This is a genomic window from Nocardioides sp. Z24_21 (assembly GCF_058134345.1).
The window spans coordinates 1,196,221-1,219,478 of sequence record NZ_JBYTTH010000001.1 but is presented as its reverse complement, the minus strand read 5'-3'; the positions used below and the strand labels follow the sequence as shown (position 1 = coordinate 1,219,478).

Genomic DNA, 23,258 nt, shown 5'->3' with positions numbered 1-23,258 from the left:
AGTCGCGCGCGTCGGTGGTCCCCGGTCAGGATGCGCCGGCTCGACCCCTGCTGGCGGTCAGGACGCGCCGACTCGACCCCGACCCGACCTCACCAGCGGGAGGTGTTGACCTCGAAGTCGGGCTGGATGGAGCGCATGTAGACGGTGTCCTCGCGTCGGCGTACGCCGCAGGACAGGTAGAGCTCGTGCAGCTCGCCGAGCCGGTCGCGGTCGAGGGAGATCCCCAGCCCGGGGCCCGTCGGCACGGCCACCGACCCGTCGACGAACGGCAGGGCGTCGTCGGCGACGACGTCCTGGGTCTTCCACGGGTAGTGGGTGTCGCAGGCGTAGGTGAGGTTGGGCGTGGCCGCGGCCAGGTGGACCATCGCGGCGAGCGAGACGCCGAGGTGGCTGTTGCTGTGCATCGACAGCCCCATGTCCCAGACCTCGGTGATGCCGCCGAGCAGCGCCGACTTCCTCAGCCCGCCCCACAGGTGGTGGTCGGACAGCACGACCTGCACGGCGTCCTGGGCGATCGCAGGCGGCAGGTGCTCCATCGCGATGACGCACATGTTGGTCGCGAGCGGGACGTCCGTGCGGGCCGAGACGGCCGCCATGCCCTCGATGCCGGGGGTGGGGTCCTCGAGGTACTCCACGACCCCGGCGAGCCGCTCGGCCACCTTGATCGAGGTCTCGACGGTCCACGCCCCGTTGGGGTCGAGCCGCAGCGGCATCGACGGGAACGCATCGCGCAGCGCCTCGATCGCCTCGCACTCGTCCTCGGGGGGCAGCACGCCCCCCTTGAGCTTGAGCGAGCCGAAGCCCCAGCCGTCGACCATCCGCCGCGCCTGCGCGACCAGCTGCGACGGCGTCAGCGCCTCGCCCCAGGCGTCGTCGGCGAAGCCCGGGTGGCCGGCCCACTTGTGGAAGAGGTAGCCGCTGAACGGGACGGTCTCGCGCACGGCGCCGCCCAGCAGCGAGCTCACCGGCACGCCGGCCTCGTGGCCCTGCAGGTCGAGGCAGGCGACCTCGAAGGGCGAGTAGACGGTGTCGACGGCCGAGTCGACGTCGAGCATGCCGCCGAACGACGCGCCGCCCCCGCCGGTCTCGCGGCCCAGCACGTCGGTGACGAGCCGGCGCAGTCCGTGGAGGTCGTACGGGTCGTGGCCGGGCAGCGCGGCCGCGACGGCCTCGAGCCGGCCCAGGTGGGTCTCGTCGGCGTAGGTCTCGCCGAGCCCGAGCAGGCCGGAGTCGGTGTGCAGCTCGACGATCGCGCGCAGGGCGTAGGGCTGGTGGACGCCGACCACGTTGAGCAGCGGCGGGTCCTCGAAGGCGACCGGGGTGACGACGACCCGGGAGACGCGGCTGTGGCTCACGCGGTCACCGGGGAGGCTTGACGGCCAGGATCGGCACGTCGAGGTCGAGGAGCAGGCGCTGGGCGTCGCTCCCGGTGACGAGCTTGCCCACGGGCGAGCGCCGGCGCAGGCCGATCACCACGAGGCGGGCGGACGCCGCCTCGGCGACCCGGGAGAAGGTCTCGACGATGTCGTCGCCGTGGTCGGAGTGGTCGACGCGGGCGGTGACGCCGGCCGCGGTGGCGCGCGCGACCAGCTCGTCGGCGGTGGCCTCGTCGATGAGCTCGCCGTCGACGGTGGTCCGTCGGCGCGGGCTGTTGAGGATCACCACCTCGTCGCCGTGGACGGTCGCCTCCTCGAGGCCGGCCTCGAGGGCCGCCTCGCCGGCAGGGGTGGGCACGTAGCCGATCACGATGGTCATCGCAGGGAGTCCTCTCGCTGGACGCTGTCGGGGGTGGACGCCGCGGGAGCGGTGCGGCGGAAGGCCTTCTTGATCAGCGGGAACGCGATGACCAGGACGACGAAGGCCAGGATCGTGCCGGAGATGGGACGGGTCACGAAGCCCGTCGCGTCGCCGTCGAAGATCAGCATCGAGCGGCGGAAGCTCGACTCGATGAGCGAGCCGAGGACGAACGCCAGCACCATCGGGCCGGGCTCGAAGCCGGTCTTCTTCATCAGGTAGCCGACGATGCCGAAGAAGATCATCAAGAAGATGTCGAAGACCGAGTTGCGGATCGTGTAGACGCCCAGGATCGTGATGAGCGCGGTGATCGGGGCGAGGATCGCCGGGCGCACCCGCAGGATCCGGACGAAGATGCCGACGAGCGGGATGCTGAGCAGCAGCAGGATCAGGTTGCCGATGTACATCGAGTTGACCACGCCCCAGAAGAGGTCGGGTCGCTCGTCGATGAGCTGCGGGCCCGGCGTCACGCCGACCACCAGCAGGGCGGCGTAGAGCATCGCCATCGAGGCGTTGGCCGGGATGCCGATCGTCAGCAGGGGGATGAACGACGACGTGGCGGCGGCGTTGTTGGCCGACTCCGGGCCGGCGACGCCCTCGATGGCACCGCGGCCGAAGCGCTCGGGCTGCTTGGCGACCCGCTTCTCCGCCGCGTACGCCGCCAGCGAGGCCATCACGGCGCCACCGCCGGGCAGCACGCCGAGGACGAAGCCGATGAGCGAGCCGCGGCCGATGGCGGGGCCGGCCTGCCGGAGGTCCTTGCGGGAGGGCCAGATGTTGGCGATGGCGGCCGGGACGTGCGGCTTGCCGTAGCGCTCCTCGAGGTTGTAGAGGATCTCGCCGACGCCGAAGAGGCCCATCGCGACGACCACGAAGTCGATGCCGTCCTCGAGGTTGAGGCTGCCGAACGTGTAGCGGTCGGCGCTGGTGAAGGTGTCGCTGCCGACGGTCGCCAGGAGCAGGCCGACCGCGGCGGCCGCGAGGGCCTTGACGGTGTTGCCGTTGCCGATGGTGGCGACCAGCAGCACGCCGAGCAGTGCCAGCGCGGCGTACTCCGGCGGGCCGAAGTCGAGCGCGAACTCCGCCACGAGCGGACCGAGCAGCGTCAGCCCGATGATCGAGATGGTCGCGCCGACGAACGAGCCGATCGCGGCGATGCCGAGCGCCGTGCCGGCCTTGCCCTGCTTGGCGAGCGCGAAGCCGTCGAAGACCGTCACCACCGAGCTGGCCTCGCCCGGGATCCGGAGTAGCACCGACGTGATGGTGCCGCCGTACTGGGCTCCGTAGTAGATGCCGGCGAGCATGATGATGGCCGCGACCGGGTCGTGCGCGCTGTAGACGACCGGCAGCAGGATGGCCATCGTGGCGGCGGGACCGAGTCCGGGGAGGACGCCGATCAGCATGCCGACGACGACGCCGATCAGGCAGTAGAGCAGGTTGCCGGGCTGGGTGACGACGCCGAAGCCGTCGAGGAAGGCGCTGAGGTCCATGGGGGGTTCTCTTCCTGCGCTCGGGTCAGAAGGCGATCAGGTGGGGCAGCGGGACCGACAGGCCGTAGAGGAAGAGCCCGTAGAACGCCGCGGTGGTGAGGACCGAGATGACGATCGTGCTGCGCCAGGACTCCCCGCCGAGGAAGCGGAGCCAGACGATGCTGAGCAGCACGGCCGGGATCTCGAAGCCGACGACGGGGAGCAGCACGCCGAGGCCGACGAACGTGGCGGCGCCGGCGAGGACGAGCAGGCTCGAGCGGGTGAACCGCTCGGTGTCGGTCAGCCGACGCGCCACGACCAGCAGCACCACGGCGAGGACCACGACGAGGAGCGAGACGATGAACGGCCACAGGCCGGGTCCGGGGCGCCGCAGCGAGCCGAGCCCGTAGCCGTGGGCGAGGAAGGCCGCGACGAGGCCGAGCACGAGCAGCGCGGCGGCCGAGACCACCTGGTAGGCCGGCCCGCCCGCGGGCGGGCGCTCCTCGGCGAGGTCCCGGGCGACCTCGGCCTGGATCTCGGCCAGGATGTCGCGCTCGTGCGCGTCGTCCTGCTCCGATCCGGGCGCCGGGCGGGGCTGGGTCTCGCTCATCGTGGTCTCGTCTCCGTGCGGTGAGGGGCGGGGGTCCCCTCGGTGGGGCGTCGGGGTGGTGCGGGCCGGTCCCGGGCGGCGCGGGCCGCGGCCCGTGGCCGGCCCGGGACCGGCCGGGATCAGTTGGCGTCGCCGAGGTTGATGCCGTACTCCTCGACGAGGTCGGCGTAGCGCTGCTTGTCCTCCTCGAGCTGCGCGACGACCTCGTCGCCGGGGAGCTCCATCGGGGTGAGGTTGTTCTGCGCGTTGAAGTCCTGGTACTCCTCGGTCTCGAACGTCGCCTGCATGGCCTCGGCGATGGCGTCCTTGACGTCCTGCGGCGTGCCCTTGGGGACGGTCATGAAGCGGTACTGCGTGACCTCCACCTCGAGGCCCGACTCCTGGGCGGTGGGGACGTCGGGCAGGAACTCGACGCGCTCGGGGCCGAAGACCACGATCGGGGTGAGCTTGCCGGAGCGGATGTTCTCGATGGCCTCGCCGATCTGGAGGCACGCGGTGTCGACCTGGTCGCCGAGCAGCGCGGTGAGGGCCGGGGCGCCGCCGTCGAAGGGGATCGCCTCCGCGGGGGTGTCGTTGACGTTGAAGGTGAGCGCGCAGGCGAGCTGGGCGCCGGTGCCGACACCGGTGGTGCCGTAGGTGACCTTGCCCTTCGCGTCGGCGAAGGAGTCGATCGAGTCGAAGCCCGACCCCTTGCTCGCGACGAGGACGTAGTCGTCGCGCGAGACGCCCTGGACGATGTCGAAGTCGTCGATGTTGGTGGCCTGGTCCTCCGGGACGGCCAGCGGGGTGATCGTGAACAGCGAGGCGTTCTGGACCGAGATGGTCGAGCCGTCCGGGTCGGCCTTGGCGACCTCCGCGGCCGCCAGCGCGCCGTTGGCGCCCTCGCGGTTGATGACGGGGAACGAGCCGCCGAGCTCCTCGGACAGCCCGCGCGAGATCTGGCGGCTGATCAGGTCGGAGGACCCGCCCGCCGACGCGCCGACCGGCATGTTGACCGCCCCGGTGGGGTAGTCGCCGCTGTCGCTGCCGCCACCGGCCGTCGTCTGGACCCCACCGCAGGCGGTCAGGGCGAGAGCGGTGCCGGCGGCGAGGGCTGCCAGGCTGAGGGTCTGCTTGCGCATGGAGGTGCTCCTTGTTCGGGATGTGACCACCGACACTAGGTTTGCGCGATGATGCCGGTCCAAGCCCAATTGGGCATGGACTGATACGCCCGGCGCATCGTACCCTCACCCGGTGATCACCCTCGACCAGGTCCGCTCCTTCGTCGCCGTGGCCGAGGAGCTGCACTTCGGCCGGGCCGCCGAGCGCCTCCAGATGACCCAGCCGCCGCTGTCGCGGCAGATCCAGAAGCTGGAGAAGTCGGTCGGCGCGCGCCTGCTCGAGCGTGACAACCGGCGCGTCGAGCTGACCGGCGCCGGGGCCGCGTTCCTCGACGAGGCGCACCGGCTGCTCAACCTCGTCGAGGGAGCCGGCGACCTCGCCCGCCGGGTCGACGCGGGCGCCGCCGGCGTCGTACGCCTGGGCTTCACCGCCGTGTCGGCCATCTCGATCCTGGGGCCGCTGCTGCGGCGGCTGACCGCCGAGCTGCCCGACGTGGAGGTGGTGCTGTCCGAGCGGGTCACCAACGCGCAGGTCGACGGCATCCGGCGCGGCGAGCTCGACGTCGGCCTGGCACGCCCGCCGTTCGACACCGGGCTGCTGCGCTCGCGGGTGGTGCTGCGCGAGCCGTTCATGGCCGTCGTGCCGGTGGCCCACCCGCTGGCCGAGGCGTCGCGGCCCCTCACCTCCGACGACTTCGAGGGTGAGACCGTCATCGGCTACAACCCCGACCAGTCGCGCTACTTCCACGAGCTGTCGGTGCGCTTCTTCGCCAACGCCCACCCGCGGGTCGACCAGCGCGTGCACCAGGTGCTGACCGCGATGCTCCTCGTCTCCGCCGAGCGGGGGGTCACCCTCGCGCCGGCGTCGGCCGCGTCCCTGCACGTCGACGGGGTGGTGTTCAAGGAGCTGGCCCCGCCCGGCGACGCGGGGGGTGACGCCGACGCGGACCGGCCCGTCGAGCTGCACGCGATCTGGTCGCGGGAACGGGTGACGCCGGTCGTCCGTCGCGTGCTGGAGGTCATGGCCGCCCACGGGTGAGCAGATGGCGTCAAGGAAACCCTGCACCCGCGGCCCCACGCCGCCTAGAGTCGGAGTGCTGCAGGCGCCGAGGACAGCGACGACGGGGGGGGGTGTGATGTCGGTCGAGCCGCGTCCGGGTCGGCGTGCCGCCGAGCCCGCCTGGGACGACGAGCAGACGCGCCAGCACCTCCAGGTGCTGGTCGAGGGCGTCGCCACGCTCGCCGGGTTCGCCCAGTCCTCCCTCACACTGCGCCGCGACGACCACTTCGAGGTCGTCGCTGCCGCCGGGGTCGAGGACGGCTTCGTCGGCACCCGGGTGCCGGTCGAGTCGATCGAGCGCGAGCTCGAGGACGCCGACGAGTGGGGGGTGTGGCGTTTCGTGCCGCACGACCGGGCGAGCGCGGAGTCCCTGGCCTACAGCCACATCCCCGACGTCACGCCGCTGGAGGGGGAGGACGCCTGGCACCCGCTCGACCTGCTCGCCGCCCCCGTCCACGACGACCAGGGCCGCCTGCGCGGAGTGCTGTCGGTCGACATCCCCGACGACGGCCGGCTGCCCTCGCCGGCGAAGATGGAGGTGCTGACGAGGTACGCCGGGCTCGCGCGCACCCTCGTCCTGCTCGCGCTCGAGCGCGAGGAGCTCAGCCAGCAGGTGCGGATGGCGGCGCAGGCGCGCCAGATCGTGCGCCAGGCGCTCGGGGAGCCGACCCTCGAGCTCGTCCTCGAGGCGTGCCGGGCCGCGGTCGTGTCCTGCTTCGACGCCGTGGGCATGTGGCTGACGGCGTTCGACGCCGACGGCACGGGCTCCACCACGACGTCGTACGCCGTGGACGAGACCTACGACGTGCCGCCGTTCGACGACATCGACGACGTGGTGGTGGGGCTCGCGCGCACCTACTGGGCCGACCAGGTGGTGACGCCCTTCTCCCGCGACCACCTCGACCACCCCGGCCTGTCCCCTGAGGACGCCGGGCGGCTGCTCGGGTTCCTCGACGGCATCGGCATCGGGTCGGTGCTCTTCGTGCCGATGGGAGTGGGGCCCGAGTGCGTCGGCTTCCTCGTGCTGACCCGCGTCTCGGCCTCCCGTCCGTGGAGCGACGTCGAGGTCGAGGCGGCGCGCGACATCGGCCGCGACCTGGGCCTGGCCGTCGGCAAGGCGCGCCAGCTCGAGCTCGAGCGTGCCGTCGTCGACCGGCTGCGGCGCCTCGACAGCTATCGCGTCGAGGTGGTCAACACCCTCGGCCACGAGCTGCGCAACCCGCTCTTCTCGATGAGCGCCAACCTCGAGCTCCTCGACACCGACCGGCTCGACGAGGACGGGCGCCGGTCGGTGGCGGCCGCGACGCGCGGCGCGCGGCGGATGCGGGCCGTCATCGACGACATGCTGACGATGGCCCAGGTCTCCGACCCGCACCGCGAGTTCGACCCGATCCCGGTCGACCTGCGCCGCGTGGTGCACGACGTCTACGAGGAGTGCCACGCCGCCGCGTCCGCCGGAGGCGTCACGTGCGACGCCGACCTGCCCGACGAGCCGCTGCTGGTGCCCGGTGATGCCGAGGAGCTCCACCGCCTCCTCACCAACCTGGCCACCAACGCGATCAAGTACACCGATCCCGGCGGACGGGTCACCGTGCGCGTCGCGCGGCAGGACGACTCGGTCGTCGTCGCGGTCACCGACACGGGCATCGGCATCTCCGAGGCCGACCGCACGCAGCTGTTCCGCGAGTTCTTCCGCTCCACCAACCCCGCGGCGCTGGCGCGACCGGGCACCGGCCTCGGGCTCGCGATCGTGGCCCGGATCGCGGCCCGCCACGGCGGCACGGTCGACATCGACTCCGAGCGGGGGCGCGGCACCACGGCGACGGTGGTGCTCCCGGCCTGGGCCGGCGACGTCAGCCCGGAGCCAGCACCAGCGTCATGAAGCAGCTCAGCGGGTCGTCGGCGTAGGACGCGAAGGGCGGGCACGGCACGAACCCGGCCCGGGCGTAGAACCGGCGCGCGGGCGCGAAGAACTCCATGCTGCCCGTCTCGAGCGACACGCGCCCGACGCCCCGTGCCCGGGCGTCGGCCAGGGCGTGGGCCAGCAGCCGGCTCGCCACGCCAGTGCCGCGCACCCGCGGCTCGGTGCGCATGCTCTTGAGCTCCTCATGGCCGTCCTCGAGCGCCGCCAACGCGGCCGTGCCGACGATCGCCCCGTCGTCCGTGCCCACCCACAGGCGTACGCCGTCGCCCCGCAGGGCGGCCAGGTCGAGGGCGTGGCGGCTCTCCGGCGGCGCGGTGGGGGCGAGGTCGTCGAGGTGCGCCCGGAGGAACGCCGCCAGCCGGGGGTCGTCGAAGTCGGCGCGGGTGATCTCCACGGCGCCAGTCTGGTGGCCTCGTGTTTCGGCGACGTGACTCCCGCCGGCGGGTCCGCGCTGGCTCGGCCTGTCGGAGTCCCCGCTCGAGCGGGGACTCCGACACCTGGAGGCCGTTGCAAAGGCCTCCAGGTGTCAGACTCGCCCACCACGTCGGGCGCTGCCTGCTCAGTCGGGCGGACAGGTGGACCCGCTGCGGAATGGGTCGAGCGTGGCGATCGGCGTCAGGGCCGCGGGTTGTCCCGCCTCCACGGCCGGCTGTCGCGCTTGGCGCCCATCCCCGCGGCGCACCGTCGGCAGACCTCGCGGACCTCGTCGGCGTCGCGTCCCGTGGCCGGCTGGGCATCGACCCACTGCACGTGCGGGAAGCGGTGCAGCCGCGCCTTGCTCAACGGGACGCCGCAGAGCGTCTGGTTGGTCCCCCGCAGCCAGGCGTGGACGAGCCCGGCAGGGGCGCGGATGCCGTCGGGATCGGTCCAACGGTCGGTCGCCGCGACCGCCGCGTCCTTGGGTGACATGGCCTTCCGGTGCCCCGCATCGACCGTCGTATGCCGGGTACCGCGATGCCGACCAGGCAATGCAGGCAACCCGAGAGGACGGACGACCATGGGCGACGACCGACAGGCCGACCAGACCCGCCAGGACCCCACCGAGCTGCACGAGCAGCCCGACACCGAGGGCGAGCAGCTGCCGAAGCCCGGCGACGAGGACTCCGTCACCGGCGAGATGGGCGAGAAGCCCGACCACGGCGAGGAGACGTACGTCGGCCACGACCGCCTGCTCGACCAGGTCGCCGTGATCACCGGCGGCGACTCCGGCATCGGCCGCGCGGTCGCGCTCGCGTTCGCGCGCGAGGGCGCCGACGTGGTGATCGCCTACCTCGAGGGAGAGGACGAGGACGCGCGCGAGACCGGACGACTCGTCGAGGAGGCCGGACGCCGGGCGGTGCTCGTGCCGACCGACCTCGTGCGCGAGGAGGCGTGCCAGGCGCTCGTCGACACGGCCGTCTCCGAGCTCGGTCGCATCGACATCCTCGTCAACAACGCCGCCTACCAGATGGCGCAGCCCGGCGGCCTCGCCGACATCACGACCGAGCAGCTCGACCGGGTGATGAAGACCAACGTCTACGCGATGTTCTGGCTGTGCCGGATGGCGCTGCCGCACATGAGGTCCGGCGCGTCGATCATCAACACCTCGTCGGTGCAGTCGTCGTCCCCGTCGCCGGAGCTGCTCGACTACGCCAGCACGAAGGCGGCGATCGTCAACTTCACCCGCGGCCTGGCCCAGACGCTGGCCGAGAAGGGGATCCGCGTCAACTCCGTCGCCCCCGGGCCCATCTGGACGCCCCTCATCCCGGCGACCATGCCGCCGGAGAAGGTCGAGGTCTTCGGTCAGGACACGCCCCTCGGGCGCGCCGGGCAGCCCGCCGAGGTCGCCACGGCGTTCGTCTACCTCGCCTCGCCGGAGTCGAGCTACATCACCGGCGAGGTCATCGCCGTGACGGGCGGGAAGCCGGTCACCATGTGACCGGCGGGGGTGGTGTCGCTGCCGCCGTCGTCGCGTTGTCGGAGTCCCCGCTCGAGCGGGGACTCCGACACCTGGAGGGGGTTGCAACGGCCTCCAGGTGTCGGACTCGCCCACCAGGTACGCCGTTATGTCAGACGCGGGCGGCGGCGGTCGGCCCGCGCCAGCACGCCACCCCGCGCCCCCGAAGCCGTCAGCCCGGCAGCAGGCGGGCGTAGCCCTCGCGGTAGGAGGGGTACGCCGGCGCCCAGCCGGTGGCGCGCAGCCGCGCGTCGGACAGTCGCTTGCCGTGGCCCCGGGCCGGGTCGGCCGGAGGCGGGGCGGGTGCGCCGAGGCGCTCGGCGAGGAACGCCGCCACGTCGCCGAGCTGGGCGGGCTCGTCGTCGGTGCCGAGGTAGAGGCGCTCGGGCGGAGCGGGCATCGTCAGCAGGTGCACCACGGCGGCCGCGGCGTCCTGGCGGTGGATGCGGTTGGTCCAGCGGTGCGGGTCGTCGATCCGCCCCTCGCGGACCTGGTCGACCAGCCGCGTGCTGGCGCCGCCGTAGAGCCCGGACAGGCGCAGCACCGTCCCGTGCGGGATCCGCTCGTGGAAGGCCTCCTCGGCGGCCACGAGCATCCGCCCCGGGCCGTCGGCCGGGGCCGGGGGAGCGGTCTCGTCCTCGACCTCCGGGAGGTCGCGGCTGGCGTGCACCGCGGTCGAGGAGACCAGCACGGCCCGGTCGGGGGCCTCGGCCAGCGCGTCGAGCGCGCGCGCCATCCCCTCGACGTACGTCGCGCGGTAGGCCTCCTCGGTGCGCGGACGGGCGGTGAGGGAGACGACGACCAGGCGCGGGCGTACGCCGGACAGGTCGGGCGCCGCACGGGTGAGGTCGACCGAGCGGCCGACGAGAGGGGCGGGCACCCGCGAGGCGTCGCGCCGCAGGGCGAGCACCCCGTGCCCGAGCGCGGCCAGCCGGAGGCCGACCGTGGCGCCGAGGTCGCCGGCGCCGACGAGGAGGACGTCCGGGGTCACGGGGTCACGGTAACCGGCCGCACCATGCCGCAGGAGCATCACTGGATTCAGAAACGGGCTTGGACAGGCATCGTCGGGCTTCCTAGGTTGGTGAGCACCGCCACATCCGTGACCACGGAGCCACGGCCCGAACCGAAGGACGCAGCGTGACGAAGTACAGCCCCACCGAGCTCGCCGAGACCCTGGGCAGCGGACTGCTGTCCTTCCCGGTCACCCACTTCGACACCGACCTCGCGTTCGACGAGCCGGCCTACCGCGAGCACCTCGAGTGGCTCAGCGGCTATCCGGTGGCCGGCCTGTTCGCCGCCGGCGGCACGGGTGAGGGCTTCTCCCTCAACGCCGAGGAGTCCGACCGCGTCGTGCGGGCCGCGATCGCCGGTGCCGGCGGCAAGGTGCCCGTCCTGGGCCCCGCCACCGGCTCGACCGTCAACGCGGTCGCCCAGGTCAAGGCGGCCCAGGAGGCCGGCGCCGACGGCATCCTGCTGATGCCGCCCTACCTCACCGAGGCCGGCCAGCGCGGCCTGGTCGAGCACATCAGCGCCGTGTGCGCCGCCACCGACCTCGGCGTCGTCTACTACTCCCGCGCCAACGCCGTGCTCGGCACCGACGCCCTCGAGCAGGCCTGCGCCCGCAACGACAACCTCGTCGGCTTCAAGGACGGCGTCGGCGCGATCGAGCAGATGACCCGCACCTACGCCCAGCTCGGCGATCGGCTGATCTACATCGGCGGCCTGCCCACGGCCGAGATGTTCGCCCTGCCCCTGCTCCAGCTCGGCGTGACGACCTACAGCTCGGCGATCTTCAACTTCGTGCCGGGCTTCGCGCTCGACTTCTACGACGCCGTGCGCCGCCAGGACCAGACGACGGTCTACGCCATGCTCAACGACTTCGTCATCCCCTACACCAAGATCCGCGACCGCGAGTCCGGCTACGCGGTGTCGATCGTCAAGGCCGGCCTCGCCGCCGTCGGTCGCCCGGCCGGTCCGGTCCGTCCGCCGCTCGCCGACCTCACCGACGCCGAGCGGGGCGAGCTGCAGACCCTCGTGGACAAGGTGGCAGGCTCCCAGGCCTGACCGCGGGTCTGCCCGGGCCCGACCGGCCACGACCACTCATCCCGATCCCGAAGGACACCATGACCGACAGCCCCACGATCACCGCCACCTCGATCATCGCCGGCGCCGACTCCGAGCACCCGGACGTCGCGGCCGCGACCACGGCCGCCGCGCACGCGTTCACGGCCTACCGCGCCACCACCCCGGAGGAGCGCGGGGCGTTCCTCGAGGCGGTGGCGAGCGAGATCGAGTCCGACAAGGACGCGATCATCGTGGAGGCGGTGCGCGAGAGCGGTCTGCCCGAGGGCCGCATCACCGGCGAGGTGGGCCGCACGACCGGCCAGCTGCGCCTCTTCGCGGGGGTCGTGCGTCAGGGTGACCACCTCGGCGTGCGCATCGACCCGGCGCTGCCGGAGCGTACGCCGCTGCCGCGCGCCGACATCCGCCAGCGGATGGTGCCGCTCGGCCCGGTCGCGGTGTTCGGCGCGAGCAACTTCCCGCTCGCCTTCTCGACCGCCGGCGGCGACACCGCGTCCGCCCTGGCGGCGGGGTGCCCGGTCGTGGTCAAGGGCCACCCGGCCCACCCGGTCACCGGGACGCTCGTCGCCCGCGCGATCACCCGCGCGGTCGAGCGGGCCGGCCTGCCCGCCGGCACGTTCTCCTTCGTGCTCGGCGGCATCGAGACCGGCCAGGAGCTCGTCACCGACCCGCGCATCGCCGCGGTGGGCTTCACCGGCTCGCGAGGCGGCGGCCTGGCCCTGGTCCGCGCCGCCGCGGAGCGCGAGGTGCCGATCCCCGTCTACGCCGAGATGTCGTCGATCAACCCGGTCGTGGTGCTGCCCGGCGCCCTCGAGGGCGACGTCGCCGCCCTCGCCGAGGCCTACGTCGGCAGCCTGACGCTCGGCTCCGGCCAGTTCTGCACCAACCCCGGTCTGCTCTTCCTGCCGTCCGGCGAGCGGGGCGACGCCTTCCTCCGCGCGGCCGGTGAGGCGGTGGGCGCGGCCACCGGCCAGCCGATGCTCACCCCGGGCATCGCCGAGGCGTACGCCAGCGGCACCGCCAGCCTGCGAGGCACCGAGGGCGTCCGGGTCGTGGGCGAGGGCTCCGCGGCGGGCGAGCACGCCCCCGCGCCGGGGGTCTACGAGGCTCCCGTCGAGCTGCTCGCGATCGACGACAGCACGGTGACCGACGAGGTCTTCGGCGCCGCCGGCGTCGTCGTGCGCTACGACGACGTGACGAGCCTGCTGCCCCGGCTCGAGGGCCTCGAGGGCCAGCTCACCGCGACGGTGCACGCCACCGACGCCGACGTCGACGACGCCCGCGCGCTGCTGCCCGTTCTCGAGCTGAAGGCCGGACGCGTGCTCTTCAACGGCTGGCCCACCGGCGTCGAGGTCGGTCACGCGATGGTCCACGGCGGCCCCTACCCCGCGACGTCCGACTCGCGCACCACCAGCGTGGGCAGCCTGGCCATCGAGCGCTTCCAGCGCCCGGTCGCCTACCAGGACGTGCCGGCCGCGCTGCTGCCCGCCGCGGTGCGCGACGACAACCCGTGGGGCCTGCGCCGCCGGATCGACGGTGACCTCGAGTGAGCACGATCGCCAGGGTCGAGGTCGTCCCGGTCGCCGGGCACGACTCCATGCTGCTCAACCTCAGCGGCGCGCACGGCCCGTTCTTCACCCGCAACATCGCGGTCGTCACCGACTCCGAGGGCCGCGAGGGCCTCGGCGAGGTGCCCGGTGGGGAGGCGATCCGGCAGACGATCGCCGACGCCGCCGACCTCCTCGTCGGCCAGCCCGTCGCGCGGTTCCGCACGCTGCTGCGCCGCGTCGCGGCGGCGTACGCCGACCGCGACGCCGGCGGCCGCGGCCAGCAGACCTTCGACCTCCGCACCACCATCCACGCGGTCACCGCGCTCGAGTCGGCGCTGCTCGACCTCTCCGGCCAGGCGCTCGGCGTCCCGGTCGCGGAGCTCCTCGGCGAGGGCCAGCAGCGCGACACCGTGCCGATGCTGGGCTACCTGTTCTACGTCGGCGACCCCGACCGCACCGACCTGCCCTACCTGCGCGAGCACTCGTCGGGCGTCGACGACTGGGAGCGGCTCCGCCGCGAGGAGGCGATGACCCCGGAGGCCGTCGTACGGCTCGCCGAGGCCGCGCAGGCCCGCTACGGCTTCACCGACTTCAAGCTCAAGGGCGGCGTGCTGACCGGCGAGGAGGAGGTCGCGGCGGTGACCGCGCTGCACGAGCGCTTCCCCGACGCGCGGATCACCCTCGACCCCAACGGCGGCTGGCTCCTCGAGGACGCCGTCCGGCTGCTCGCGGGCAAGGGCGACGTGCTGGCCTATGCGGAGGACCCGTGCGGCGCCGAGGGCGGCTACTCCGGGCGCGAGGTGATGGCGCAGTTCAAGCGCCGCACCGGCCTGCGCACGGCCACCAACATGGTCGCCACCGACTGGCGCCAGATGGCCGATGCGGTGCGCACCAACGCCGTCGACATCCCGCTCGCCGACCCCCACTTCTGGACGATGGCCGGCTCGGTGCGCGTCGCGCAGCTGTGCCACGACTTCGGCCTGACGTGGGGCTCGCACTCCAACAACCACTTCGACGTGTCGCTGGCGATGTTCACCCAGGTGGGGGCCGCGGCGCCCGGCGAGATCACCGCCCTCGACACGCACTGGATCTGGCAGGACGGCCAGGGCCTGACGACCGACCCGCTGCAGATCCGCGACGGGGCGATCGCCGTGCCTGACGCGCCCGGCCTGGGGGTCACCCTCGACCGCGACCGGCTCGCCGAGGCCCACGAGCTCTACCTCGAGCACGGCCTCGGCGCCCGCGACGACGCCGTCGCCATGCAGTACCTCGTCGCGGACTGGGCGTTCGACCCCAAGCGTCCGTGCCTGGTCCGCTGACCCAGCGCTGACCGATCGAGCGCGACGCGAGCGGGTGTCCACGGCGCCCGCTCGCGTCGCGTGGCGGACGACCGTATGGGCGGGCGCGCCTCGGGCACTGTGAGGTCATGACGCAGCGATCCGACTCCGCCCCAGGGGAGCACACCAGCGAGGAGCGGGAGACCGCCCCCGAGCCCGACGCACCCGGCAAGCCCGACTCGCCCGACGACCTGGCCAAGCCCACGTGGGGCTACGTGCTGCGCAAGACGGTCCGCGAGTTCCTCGACGACCAGTGCACCGACGTCGCGGCGGCACTGACCTACTACTCCATCCTCGCCCTGTTCCCGGCCGCGATCGCGATGCTCTCGCTGGTCGGCCTCGTCGGCCAGCAGCAGAAGACGGTCGACACGCTCCTGCAGATCCTGAGCGACATCGGTGCCTCCTCGGCCGCCGACACCCTCGAGCCGACGCTGACCGAGCTCGCCGGCAACCAGGGCGCCGGTCTGGCGCTGGTGATCGGCCTCGCCACCGCCCTGTGGTCGGCCTCGGGCTACGTCGGCGCGTTCGGACGCGGCATGAACCGGATCTACGAGATCGACGAGGGCCGCCCGATCTGGAAGCTGCGCCCGACCGTCCTCCTCGTCACGCTGGTGACCGTCGTGCTCGCCGCCGTCGTCGCGGTCGGGCTGGTGCTGACCGGCCCGGCCGCGGAGGCGGTCGGCCGCGCGATCGGGTTGGAGTCGGCAGCGGTCACGGTGTGGAGCATCGCGAAGTGGCCGGTGCTCCTGGCGGTCGTGGTGCTCATCGTGGCGCTGCTCTACTACGCCACTCCCAACGTGAAGCAGCCGAAGCTCCGCTGGATCAGCATCGGCGCGGTCGTCGCGATCGTGGTGTGGGTGCTGGCGTCGGCGGCGTTCGGGTTCTACGTCGCCAACTTCTCCAGCTATGACAAGACCTACGGCTCGCTCGCCGGCGTCATCGCGTTCCTGCTGTGGCTGTGGATCACCAACCTGGCGCTGCTCTTCGGTGCCGAGCTCGACGCCGAGCTCGAGCGCGGACGACAGCTCCAAGCGGGCATCGCCGCGGAGGAGGTGCTGCAGCTGCCCCCGCGCGACACCCGCAAGTCGGACAAGGCCGCCGAGAAGGCGCGCAAGGACGTCGAGAAGGGCCGGCGGCTGCGCGAGTCGGGCGGCCGCCGCACCTAGCCCGTTGCCCGGCCCGTCGCCCGACCCGTCGCCGGGCCGGCTCCCTGCCCGCCGCGGGCCAGGAACGCGTCGACCTCGGCGGCGGTCGGTGCCGACTCGGGGCCGCGCCGGGTGACCTTGATCGCCGCGGCCGCGTTGGCCCGGCGGCAGCCCTCGACCCACGGCGTGCCGGCCACCACCTCGGCCAGGAGCGCGCCGGTGTGGGTGTCACCCGCGCCGTTGGTGTCGACCGGCTCCTGCGGGAAGCCTGGGACGTAGGTCGTCGCGCCGTCGACGTGCACGGCGCAGCCCGCAGGTCCGTCGCGGACGATGGCGACGGCGGCGCCCCGCAGCAGGGGAGCGATGGCGGCGGTGCGGCCGGTGAGGTCGCCCGGCGCCTCCGCCCCCACGGCGTGGAGCAGGTGCTCGGCCTCCTCGGCGTTGCTCGTCCAGACGTCGGTCACCGCGAGCATCGCGGCGCGCACCTGCTCCGAGAGCCCCGCGAACGCCGCCCCCGGGTCGAGCACCACGACCACGTCGGGGTCCAGGGTGGGCAACCAGGCCAGCAGCGGGTCGCGCGTGCTGTCGAGGGCGAGCGAGAAGCCGGTGACGCACACCAGGTCGCCGGGACGCGGCTCGGAGGTGCCCAGCGACTCCACGCTGATCCGGCGCTCGGCGCCCAGGGTGGTCACGAACGTCCGCTCGGCGCTCGGCTCGAGCATCACCACGCAGATGCCGGTGTCGAGCCCGGCCACCGGGGGAGCGGAGGCGGTGATCCCCTCGGCGGCCAGCGCCGCCCGGACCAGGTCGCCGTGCGGGCCGGTGCCGTGGGCGCCGGCGTGCACGCACTCCGCGCCGAAGCGCGCCGCCGCCGCGAGCACCGTCACCGCGCCCCCGGCGTAGTCGGCGGTCGAGACGGCCATGACGTTCTGGCCACGTGCGGGGAGGTCGGGCACCTCCACGACCACGTCGACGAGCGCCTGACCGGTGTGGATGACCCGGCTCACGACCCGAGGACCTCGTCGGTCGTGGCCAGGGTGATCTGGGGCGGGTAGAGGTCCATCACGTGCAGGGCCGCGCGCTGGTTGTCGGCCGAGGACCCGGCGCAGCCGTCGGTGACGACGGTGACCGTGGCGCCGGCGTCGGCCGCGGCGAGCGCGGTCGACACCACGCAGCAGTCGGTGCTCACGCCGGTGAGGACGAGGTGGGGCACGGGGCCGGTGACGGCGGCGAGCTCGGGACCCCACTTGCCGAAGGTCGGCAACGAGACGACGACGTCGCTCAGGCCGTGCGCCTCCGGGACCAGGTCGAGCAGCGGGTCGTCGTCGGGGACGTCGGCGAACGGCCAGGCGTCGAGGTAGGCGCGCCAGCTGCCCTGCGGGTCGCGGGCAGGCACCCAGCGGGTGACGACGGTGCGCTCGCCCGCGGCGGCCGCGAGTCGTCGTACGGGCTCCACGATGTCGGGGAACATGGCCGAGCCCCACGGGCTCGCGGGGTCGGCGAAGATCCGCTGCGGGTCGATGACGACCAGCCAGGCGTCCGGGTGCATGCGGCCAGCCTGTCAGAGACCGGGGTCTGCGACAGGCATCAGCGGCCGCCGGTCCCCCGACCGGCAGCCGCTGATGGGCACGAGGGAAGCAGAGGGGATCTACTTCACCTCGGCACGCAGGACCGCGCGCAGCCCGAGGGCCAGCGGGATCCAGAGCCACACCAGGGTCGTCACGCCGAGCTGGGCCCACTGCTCGCCCGTCATCGAGTCGCTGTAGAGCGCCGAGGTGGCGTAGTTGACGTCGATCCACGCGCCGTTGTCGCGCCACCAGTCCTGGGTGGAGGCGAGCGCACTGCTGATCGTGGGGAGCAGGGCGGTGTAGACGAAGTAGCCGACGATCGCACCGGCGGAGCTGCGCAGCAGCACGGCGAGCATGAAGCCGATGCCCATGCCGATCACGTTGGCCAGCACGATCTGCCCGAACTCGGCGAGCGAGACGTTCCAGGTCGTCTCGACCCCGGCGATCGCGGTGCCCACGACGTTGCCCAGGGCGCCGACGGCCGCAGCCAGGAGCATCGACGCGACGGCGACGCCGAGGACGGCGACCGCCTTGGCGGCGATGACGCGTCCGCGGTGCGGGACCAGGGTGAAGGTCGTCAACCCGCTGCGCTGGCTCCACTCGCTGGTGAGCGCGAGGATGGCGACCACCGGCAGCAGGATGGACATCGGCGCGCCGATGGCCGACGCGAACGTCTCGTAGGTCAGCTCGGCGCGGGGGGCGAAGACCAGGACGGCGGCCGTGGCGAGCAGCGAGACGATGCCGATCCCGGCCACCAGCCAGAAGCCGGCGCGGGTGTCGAACATCTTGCGCAGCTCGACCGCCACGAGCCGGGTCGTCGGGATCGGGGTCGCGGCCCGCACAGATCGCCCGGCGACGCCGGCGACAGTGGGCGCAGTGAGGGTCGTGTCGGTCATGCTGCTCCTTCGAGGGCGGTCTCGTCGCGCGAGGTCTGGGCGGTGAGCTGGAGGAACATCTCCTCCAGGCCGGCGCCGTCGGCGGGGCGCAGCTCGTGCAGCGCGACGCCGGCACGGTGCGCGGTCTCGCCCACGAGCTCGGGGTCGGCGTCGGCGCGCAGGCCGCCGTCGACGGGGGTGGTGACGACCGCCGCCTCGTGCAGGGCACGGGCCAGTCGGTCGACGTCGGCGGTGCGCACGAGCGTGCCGGCCGCGGCCAGCAGGTCGGCCTTGCTCCCCTCGGCGACGATGCGACCCTGGCCGATGACGACGAGGTCGTCGGCGATGACCTCGATCTCGTGCAGCAGGTGCGACGACAGCAGCACGGTGCCGCCGTCGTCGGCGAAGCCGCGCAGCAGGTCGCGCATCCACCGGATGCCGGCCGGGTCGAGGCCGTTGGCGGGCTCGTCGAGGATCAGCACCTGCGGGTCGCCGATGAGGGCGGTGGCGAGGCCGAGGCGCTGGCGCATGCCGAGGGAGTAGTTGCGGACGCGGCGCTGGGCCTCGTCGTCGGTCAGACCGACACGGGTGAGCGTCTCGGTGACGCGGGACCGGGGCAGACCCATCGTGTGGGCGGCGACCGCCAGGATCTCGCGTCCGGTGCGACCGGCGTGCTGGGCGGACGCGTCCAGCAGGACGCCGACCTCGAGGCCCGGGTTGGCCAGGTCGCGGTAGTCGTGCCCGGCGATGGTGGCTCGGCCGGCGCTGGGCCGGGTCAGGCCGACCATGATCCGCATGGTCGTGGACTTGCCGGCGCCGTTGGGGCCGAGGAAGCCGGTGACCCGGCCCGTCGCGGCCGTGAAGGAGACGTTGTCGACGGCCGTGAACCGGCCGTAGTGCTGGGTGAGGTGCTCGACGCTGATCATGGCTCCACCTTCGCGGCGCACCGACGTGCGGCGCATCGGGGACAGCGCCCCGCCGGTCCCTGAGCCCGACCCTGAGAAACCCCGTACCGCCGTCACGGGGTGCAGTGGGGGATGGCTGGGTCGCACTGGGACAATGACCGCGTGAGCCAGCCGACCAAGCAGCGCCCGCCCCAGGTCAGCCTGGCGTCTGGCATCGTCATGTTCTCCTCGCTGATGGTGCTGCTCACCGCCTGGGAGCGGGTCACCTCGCTCCGCTCCCTCGAGACGCAGGAGGCGATCCGCGACGTCCTCGCCGACGCGCCGTTCTCCTCGCTGGGCCTGACCGTGCCCGCCACCACCGAGCTGCTGCGGATCTCGTGCATGGTCGCCGCGGCGTGCGCCTGCGCGACCGCCATCCTCGGCTGGTACGTCCGGCGGCCCGACCGCTCGGCCCGCCTGTCGCTCACCCTGTTCGCGATCCCGGTCTTCGTGACCGGCATCCCCGCTGGCGGGCTGGCCGGCTCCTTCGTCGCCGCCGGCGCGGCGATGCTGTGGATGCAGCCCGCGCGCGAGTGGTTCGCCACCGGCCGGTGGACGCCGCCGGAGCCGGTGAAGGCGAAGGAGCGGGGCGGTGACGACGCCCGCCGCGACGCCTCGAGCCCGTCGCCCTGGGGCGGGGCCGGCGACACCGCGCCGCCCGAGGCAGGCGACGGCCCGCCCTCTTCCTCACCCGGTTCCTCACCCGGTTCCTCACCCGACGTGCCGCCGCCGGCCAGTCGTCCCTTCGGCGAGCCGGCGCCCGCCCCGGCTCCCGTCCAGCAGCCCGTGGGCGCGCCCGCACAGTCGCCCTACGGCCAGCCCTACCCGCCCCAGCCGCACGCGCCGCAGCCCTCCGCGCCGCAGCCGCACCCGGCGTACGCCCACCCCACGCAGCGCGGCCCGATGCCCCACGCCGCCCGCCCCGGTCAGCGCCACCAGCCCAGCCCGGCGCGGCCCGGTGCGCTGGTGGCGGCGTTCGTGATCACCGTCGTCACGGCCGGCGGGCTGCTGTCGCTGTCACTGCTGTGGCTGGCCATCGCCGGGCTCTCGCCGGACTTCCTGCGCAGTGTCCTCGAGCAGCAGCAGCCCGAGGTGCTCGACGAGCAGATGACGATGGACCAGGTGCGCTCGTCGATGCTCGCGCTGGCCGGTGTGCTCGTCGTCTGGTCCTCCGCGTCACTCGTGCTGGCGGGGTTCGCGATGGCTCGCCGCGCCTGGGCCCGTCGCGGACTGATCGTCAGTGCCTCCTTCAGCGCCGGCGCCTGCCTCGCCCTCGTGCTCGCGACGCCGCTCGTCCTGGTCCCGGCGGCCGCCGCCGTGGCGACGGTGGTGTGCCTGCGACGCGTCGAGGTGCGGCGCTGGTTCTCCCCCGAGGCGCGCTGACCGAGGCGCTCCGCGGCCCCTCGCCGCCCGGACGTGGTGAGATAGAGCCATGAGCGACCCGGGACCCACGCACCAGCCCTACGGCCAGGACCCCTACGGCCAGCAGCCGTCCTACGGCCAGAGCCCCTACGGCCAGCAGCCGTCCTACGGACAGCCGCCGGCCGATCGGCGCCCCGGCACCGTCACCGCGGCGGCCTGGATCACCATCGTCTTCTCCACCCTCAGCGCCCTGCTCTTCGGCTTCACCGGGCTCGCCCTCCTGGTCGCGCGCGACGAGGTCATCAACGAGATGGAGCGGGTCCCGGAGTTCCAGGACGCCAACATCGACGCCGACACGGCCGTGGGTGTGCTGGTGGCCGTCATCGTGGGCCTGCTCGTGTGGGCGATCATCGCCGTCGTGCTCGCCGTGCTGGTGCTGCGGCGCTCCAACGTCGCCCGCATCCTGCTCGTGATCTCGAGCGCGGTCGTGGCCCTCCTGTCGCTGCTGGGCGTCTCCAGCGGTGGCTCTGTCGTCACCCTCGTCGCCGCGGCCGCCACGATCGTGCTGCTCTTCGTCGGCGGGGCCGGCGACTGGTTCGCCGGGACCCCGTCCCACCCCGGCGGGCCCGGTGGCTACGACCAGCAGTACCCCGGCTACGGCCAGTACGGGGGCGGCCAGTACGGCAGCGGCTCGACGCCGCCGAGCCCCTACGGCCAGCCCGGCCAGCAGTCCCCGCAGTACCCGCCGCCGAGCAGCGACCCCTACGGCCAGGGCGGTCAGGGCGACCCCTACGGCCAGCGGCCGGGCGACGAGGGCTCGGACGGCTCCGAGCACCCGCCGCGGGACTACCCGGGTCGCTGAGCGGCGTCAGCGCGACAGGTCGGCGGCCGCGAGCCGGCGTACGCCCTCGCTGATCACGTCGGGCTGCTTGCAGAACGCCCAGCGCACCAGCTGGCGTCCCGCCTCGGCGTCGTCGTAGAACGCCTGCGCCGGGATCGCGACGACGCCGGCGAGCTCGGGCAGCGCGAGGCAGAGGGCCCGCCCGTCCGGCCAGCCGAGGTGGCTCACGTCGGTCGTGGCGAAGTAGGTGCCCTCGGGCACCCGCGGCGCCAGCCCGGCCGCGGTGAGCCCGTCGCAGAGCAGGTCGCGGCGACGTTGCAGGTCTCGGGCGAGCTCGCGCGGCCAGTCGGGCTCGTGGTCGAGCGCGTGGGCGACGGCGGGCTGGAGGGGCGCGCCGGAGGTGAAGGTGAGCCACTGCTTGGCGGCCAGCACGGCCTGCACCAGGTGGGCGGGGCCGGTGGCCCAGCCGACCTTCCAGCCGGTGAGGCTGTAGGACTTCCCCACGCTCGACAGCGTCAGGGTGCGCTCCCCCATGCCGGGCAGGGTCGAGATCGGCACGTGCCCCTCGGCGGATCGGGCGTCGTCGAAGACCAGGTGCTCGTAGACCTCGTCGGTCACCACGATCACGTCGTGCTCGACGGCCAGGTCGGCGACCACCTGCAGCTCCTCGCGGGTGAGGACCGTGCCGGTGGGGTTGTGCGGGGTGTTGAGCAGCACCAGCCGGGTGTCGCGGGTGATCGCGGCCCGCAGCTCGTCGAGGTCGGGCCGGAAGTCCGGAGCCCGGAGGGTCACCGGTCGCCGCCGCGCACCGCACATCTCCAGCACGGCGACGTAGGAGTCGTAGTAGGGCTCCAGCACGACGACCTCGTCGCCCGGGTCGACGAGCGCCAGCAGCGTGGCGGCGATCGCCTCGGTGCACCCCGTCGTCACGACGACCTCCCGGTCGGGGTCGATGTCGAGTCCGTAGTGGCGCTGCTGGTGCCGCGCGATCGCGGCCCGGAGCTCGGGCACGCCGATCCCGGGGGCGTACTGGTTGGCGCCCGACCGCAGCGCCTCCTGGGCCGCGGCGATGACCGAGGCCGGACCGTCGACGTCGGGGAACCCCTGGCCGAGGTTGAGCGCACCGGTGCGCACCGCGAGCGCCGACATCTCGCTGAACACGGTCGGCGGGACGGAGGCGAGTCGGCGGGCGATCATGCCCCGACGCTAGCGGCGACCCCGGGTGCGGCGCGGGGCGCGACGCGCCGCGCAGGCAGGTGGCCTGTCGGGGCCGGCGTGCGTCAGCGTCGGGGGGTGTGCCCGCGCTGCGCCGTGCACCGCAGGCGCGGCCGGGCGGCCGCCGGCGTCACGAAGCCGGTCGTGTAGGCCGCGACCACGAGCGCGACCCGGTCGCGCGCTCGGACCTTGCGCAGCAGCTGAGCCACGTGCGTCTTGACCGTCGGGACGGAGATGAACAGGTCGGCGGCGATCTCGGCGTTGGTCCGCCCCTGCGCGATGAGGCGCAGGACCTCGGTCTCGCGCGGTGAGAGCACAGCGCCCCACCCGGGTGGTGATTCGCGGCGTCGGTCGATGGCGGTGATGGTCATGGAGTCCCCCTCGGTGTGTCGACACCACCCTCGCCGGGGCGGGTGAGCGGCGCATCGTGCAATTGCGCCACGTCC

23 protein-coding genes are annotated in these 23,258 nt (G+C 73.5%); 9 read left to right on the top strand and 14 right to left on the bottom strand.

From position 1 onward, the window contains the following. Nucleotides 1-89 precede the first annotated feature (89 nt). The 5 genes from AC3X7Z_RS05955 to AC3X7Z_RS05935 all read right to left on the bottom strand — a co-directional run bounded on the left by AC3X7Z_RS05955 (nt 90) and on the right by AC3X7Z_RS05935 (nt 4,994). The gene (locus AC3X7Z_RS05955) at nt 90-1,355 is read right to left on the bottom strand and encodes a glucarate dehydratase family protein (RefSeq protein WP_489975314.1); all 1,266 of its coding nucleotides are present in this window, start codon (nt 1,353-1,355) and stop codon (nt 90-92) included. Nucleotides 1,356-1,359: 4 nt separating this feature from the next. Beyond that, nucleotides 1,360-1,755 carry a universal stress protein gene (locus AC3X7Z_RS05950; RefSeq protein ID WP_186339361.1) on the bottom strand — a complete coding sequence of 132 codons (396 nt, stop codon included), beginning with the start codon at nt 1,753-1,755 and terminating at the stop codon, nt 1,360-1,362. Next, nucleotides 1,752-3,284, bottom strand: a complete 1,533-nt coding sequence (locus AC3X7Z_RS05945) for a tripartite tricarboxylate transporter permease (RefSeq protein ID WP_489975313.1) — start codon at nt 3,282-3,284, stop codon at nt 1,752-1,754. The genes AC3X7Z_RS05950 and AC3X7Z_RS05945 overlap by 4 nt, the downstream gene beginning before the upstream one ends. A 25-nt stretch (nt 3,285-3,309) precedes the next feature. Next, entirely contained in the window at nt 3,310-3,873 is a 564-nt protein-coding gene (locus AC3X7Z_RS05940) for a tripartite tricarboxylate transporter TctB family protein (RefSeq protein WP_186339359.1), read from the bottom strand. 119 nt (nt 3,874-3,992) lie between these two features. Next, nucleotides 3,993-4,994: a Bug family tripartite tricarboxylate transporter substrate binding protein gene (locus AC3X7Z_RS05935; RefSeq protein ID WP_186339358.1), complete on the bottom strand. Its 1,002-nt coding sequence runs from the start codon at nt 4,992-4,994 to the stop codon at nt 3,993-3,995. Between the two features lie 112 nt (nt 4,995-5,106). Here AC3X7Z_RS05935 and AC3X7Z_RS05930 point away from each other — a divergent pair, with 112 nt between their 5' ends. Beyond that, nucleotides 5,107-6,012 carry a LysR family transcriptional regulator gene (locus AC3X7Z_RS05930; RefSeq protein ID WP_186339357.1) on the top strand — a complete coding sequence of 302 codons (906 nt, stop codon included), beginning with the start codon at nt 5,107-5,109 and terminating at the stop codon, nt 6,010-6,012. Nucleotides 6,013-6,109: 97 nt separating this feature from the next. Continuing rightward, complete coding sequence (locus AC3X7Z_RS05925; RefSeq protein WP_186339356.1) at nt 6,110-7,915, top strand: sensor histidine kinase; 1,806 nt, start codon at nt 6,110-6,112, stop codon at nt 7,913-7,915. Here the strand turns inward: AC3X7Z_RS05925 and AC3X7Z_RS05920 are convergent. Both AC3X7Z_RS05920 and AC3X7Z_RS05915 read right to left on the bottom strand, forming a co-directional pair. Next, nucleotides 7,887-8,351 (bottom strand): GNAT family N-acetyltransferase, encoded by a 465-nt coding sequence (locus AC3X7Z_RS05920; RefSeq protein WP_489975312.1) that lies wholly within the window; start codon nt 8,349-8,351, stop codon nt 7,887-7,889. The genes AC3X7Z_RS05925 and AC3X7Z_RS05920 overlap by 29 nt on opposite strands. Before the next feature lie 221 nt (nt 8,352-8,572). Next, on the bottom strand, nt 8,573-8,866 hold the full coding sequence (locus tag AC3X7Z_RS05915) for a hypothetical protein (protein ID WP_186339355.1): 294 nt from the start codon (nt 8,864-8,866) through the stop codon (nt 8,573-8,575). An 88-nt stretch (nt 8,867-8,954) separates the two neighbouring features. Between AC3X7Z_RS05915 and AC3X7Z_RS05910 the strand changes: the two genes are divergently transcribed. Further along, complete coding sequence (locus AC3X7Z_RS05910) at nt 8,955-9,875, top strand: glucose 1-dehydrogenase (RefSeq protein ID WP_186339354.1); 921 nt, start codon at nt 8,955-8,957, stop codon at nt 9,873-9,875. Nucleotides 9,876-10,065: 190 nt separating this feature from the next. On the opposite strand, the gene AC3X7Z_RS05905 is transcribed toward AC3X7Z_RS05910, so the two are convergent. After that, nucleotides 10,066-10,884, bottom strand: a complete 819-nt coding sequence (locus tag AC3X7Z_RS05905; protein ID WP_489975311.1) for a Rossmann-fold NAD(P)-binding domain-containing protein — start codon at nt 10,882-10,884, stop codon at nt 10,066-10,068. Between the two features lie 146 nt (nt 10,885-11,030). Between AC3X7Z_RS05905 and kdgD the strand changes: the two genes are divergently transcribed. From kdgD to AC3X7Z_RS05885, 4 genes are all read left to right on the top strand, one after another. Beyond that, nucleotides 11,031-11,957: a 5-dehydro-4-deoxyglucarate dehydratase gene (kdgD, locus tag AC3X7Z_RS05900; protein WP_186339352.1), complete on the top strand. Its 927-nt coding sequence runs from the start codon at nt 11,031-11,033 to the stop codon at nt 11,955-11,957. Nucleotides 11,958-12,016: 59 nt separating this feature from the next. Further along, nucleotides 12,017-13,525, top strand: coding sequence for an aldehyde dehydrogenase (NADP(+)) (locus AC3X7Z_RS05895; protein WP_186339351.1), 1,509 nt, complete (start codon nt 12,017-12,019; stop codon nt 13,523-13,525). Continuing rightward, nucleotides 13,522-14,844 carry an enolase C-terminal domain-like protein gene (locus tag AC3X7Z_RS05890; RefSeq protein WP_489975310.1) on the top strand — a complete coding sequence of 441 codons (1,323 nt, stop codon included), beginning with the start codon at nt 13,522-13,524 and terminating at the stop codon, nt 14,842-14,844. Before AC3X7Z_RS05895 ends, AC3X7Z_RS05890 begins: the two co-directional genes overlap by 4 nt. Nucleotides 14,845-14,951: 107 nt before the next feature. Continuing rightward, nucleotides 14,952-16,028 (top strand): YihY/virulence factor BrkB family protein, encoded by a 1,077-nt coding sequence (locus tag AC3X7Z_RS05885; protein WP_186339350.1) that lies wholly within the window; start codon nt 14,952-14,954, stop codon nt 16,026-16,028. Here the strand turns inward: AC3X7Z_RS05885 and AC3X7Z_RS05880 are convergent. The 4 genes from AC3X7Z_RS05880 to AC3X7Z_RS05865 all read right to left on the bottom strand — a co-directional run bounded on the left by AC3X7Z_RS05880 (nt 16,025) and on the right by AC3X7Z_RS05865 (nt 19,376). Beyond that, a complete protein-coding gene (locus AC3X7Z_RS05880; protein ID WP_186339349.1) occupies nt 16,025-17,014 on the bottom strand; it encodes a PfkB family carbohydrate kinase in 990 nt (329 codons plus the stop codon). The genes AC3X7Z_RS05885 and AC3X7Z_RS05880 overlap by 4 nt on opposite strands. Next, the gene (locus tag AC3X7Z_RS05875) at nt 17,011-17,556 is read right to left on the bottom strand and encodes a cysteine hydrolase family protein (protein WP_489975309.1); all 546 of its coding nucleotides are present in this window, start codon (nt 17,554-17,556) and stop codon (nt 17,011-17,013) included. The genes AC3X7Z_RS05880 and AC3X7Z_RS05875 overlap by 4 nt, the downstream gene beginning before the upstream one ends. Before the next feature lie 99 nt (nt 17,557-17,655). After that, a complete protein-coding gene (locus AC3X7Z_RS05870) occupies nt 17,656-18,471 on the bottom strand; it encodes an ABC transporter permease (RefSeq protein WP_489975308.1) in 816 nt (271 codons plus the stop codon). Next, a complete protein-coding gene (locus tag AC3X7Z_RS05865; protein WP_489975307.1) occupies nt 18,468-19,376 on the bottom strand; it encodes an ABC transporter ATP-binding protein in 909 nt (302 codons plus the stop codon). The genes AC3X7Z_RS05870 and AC3X7Z_RS05865 overlap by 4 nt, the downstream gene beginning before the upstream one ends. 141 nt (nt 19,377-19,517) lie before the next feature. Here AC3X7Z_RS05865 and AC3X7Z_RS05860 point away from each other — a divergent pair, with 141 nt between their 5' ends. Together AC3X7Z_RS05860 and AC3X7Z_RS05855 are read left to right on the top strand one after the other, a co-directional pair. Continuing rightward, nucleotides 19,518-20,777, top strand: coding sequence for a hypothetical protein (locus AC3X7Z_RS05860; protein ID WP_489975306.1), 1,260 nt, complete (start codon nt 19,518-19,520; stop codon nt 20,775-20,777). Nucleotides 20,778-20,826: 49 nt separating this feature from the next. Continuing rightward, entirely contained in the window at nt 20,827-21,618 is a 792-nt protein-coding gene (locus AC3X7Z_RS05855; RefSeq protein WP_186339344.1) for a hypothetical protein, read from the top strand. Nucleotides 21,619-21,624: 6 nt separating this feature from the next. On the opposite strand, the gene AC3X7Z_RS05850 is transcribed toward AC3X7Z_RS05855, so the two are convergent. Continuing rightward, nucleotides 21,625-22,794: a pyridoxal phosphate-dependent aminotransferase gene (locus AC3X7Z_RS05850; RefSeq protein WP_186339343.1), complete on the bottom strand. Its 1,170-nt coding sequence runs from the start codon at nt 22,792-22,794 to the stop codon at nt 21,625-21,627. Between the two features lie 83 nt (nt 22,795-22,877). Continuing rightward, nucleotides 22,878-23,183, bottom strand: a complete 306-nt coding sequence (locus AC3X7Z_RS05845; protein ID WP_260988497.1) for a response regulator transcription factor — start codon at nt 23,181-23,183, stop codon at nt 22,878-22,880. Between the last annotated feature and the right edge of the window lie 75 nt (nt 23,184-23,258).

Coding starts and splice junctions, on each gene's coding strand:
- AC3X7Z_RS05950 (WP_186339361.1), bottom strand. CDS start 1,755: ATGACCATCGTGATCGGCTACGTGCCCACCCCTGCCGGCGAGGCGGCC.
- AC3X7Z_RS05945 (WP_489975313.1), bottom strand. CDS start 3,284: ATGGACCTCAGCGCCTTCCTCGACGGCTTCGGCGTCGTCACCCAGCCC.
- AC3X7Z_RS05940 (WP_186339359.1), bottom strand. CDS start 3,873: ATGAGCGAGACCCAGCCCCGCCCGGCGCCCGGATCGGAGCAGGACGAC.
- AC3X7Z_RS05935 (WP_186339358.1), bottom strand. CDS start 4,994: ATGCGCAAGCAGACCCTCAGCCTGGCAGCCCTCGCCGCCGGCACCGCT.
- AC3X7Z_RS05925 (WP_186339356.1), top strand. CDS start 6,110: ATGTCGGTCGAGCCGCGTCCGGGTCGGCGTGCCGCCGAGCCCGCCTGG.
- AC3X7Z_RS05915 (WP_186339355.1), bottom strand. CDS start 8,866: ATGTCACCCAAGGACGCGGCGGTCGCGGCGACCGACCGTTGGACCGAT.
- AC3X7Z_RS05910 (WP_186339354.1), top strand. CDS start 8,955: ATGGGCGACGACCGACAGGCCGACCAGACCCGCCAGGACCCCACCGAG.
- AC3X7Z_RS05895 (WP_186339351.1), top strand. CDS start 12,017: ATGACCGACAGCCCCACGATCACCGCCACCTCGATCATCGCCGGCGCC.
- AC3X7Z_RS05885 (WP_186339350.1), top strand. CDS start 14,952: ATGACGCAGCGATCCGACTCCGCCCCAGGGGAGCACACCAGCGAGGAG.
- AC3X7Z_RS05875 (WP_489975309.1), bottom strand. CDS start 17,556: ATGCACCCGGACGCCTGGCTGGTCGTCATCGACCCGCAGCGGATCTTC.
- AC3X7Z_RS05870 (WP_489975308.1), bottom strand. CDS start 18,471: ATGACCGACACGACCCTCACTGCGCCCACTGTCGCCGGCGTCGCCGGG.
- AC3X7Z_RS05865 (WP_489975307.1), bottom strand. CDS start 19,376: ATGATCAGCGTCGAGCACCTCACCCAGCACTACGGCCGGTTCACGGCC.
- AC3X7Z_RS05855 (WP_186339344.1), top strand. CDS start 20,827: ATGAGCGACCCGGGACCCACGCACCAGCCCTACGGCCAGGACCCCTAC.
- AC3X7Z_RS05850 (WP_186339343.1), bottom strand. CDS start 22,794: ATGATCGCCCGCCGACTCGCCTCCGTCCCGCCGACCGTGTTCAGCGAG.
- AC3X7Z_RS05845 (WP_260988497.1), bottom strand. CDS start 23,183: ATGACCATCACCGCCATCGACCGACGCCGCGAATCACCACCCGGGTGG.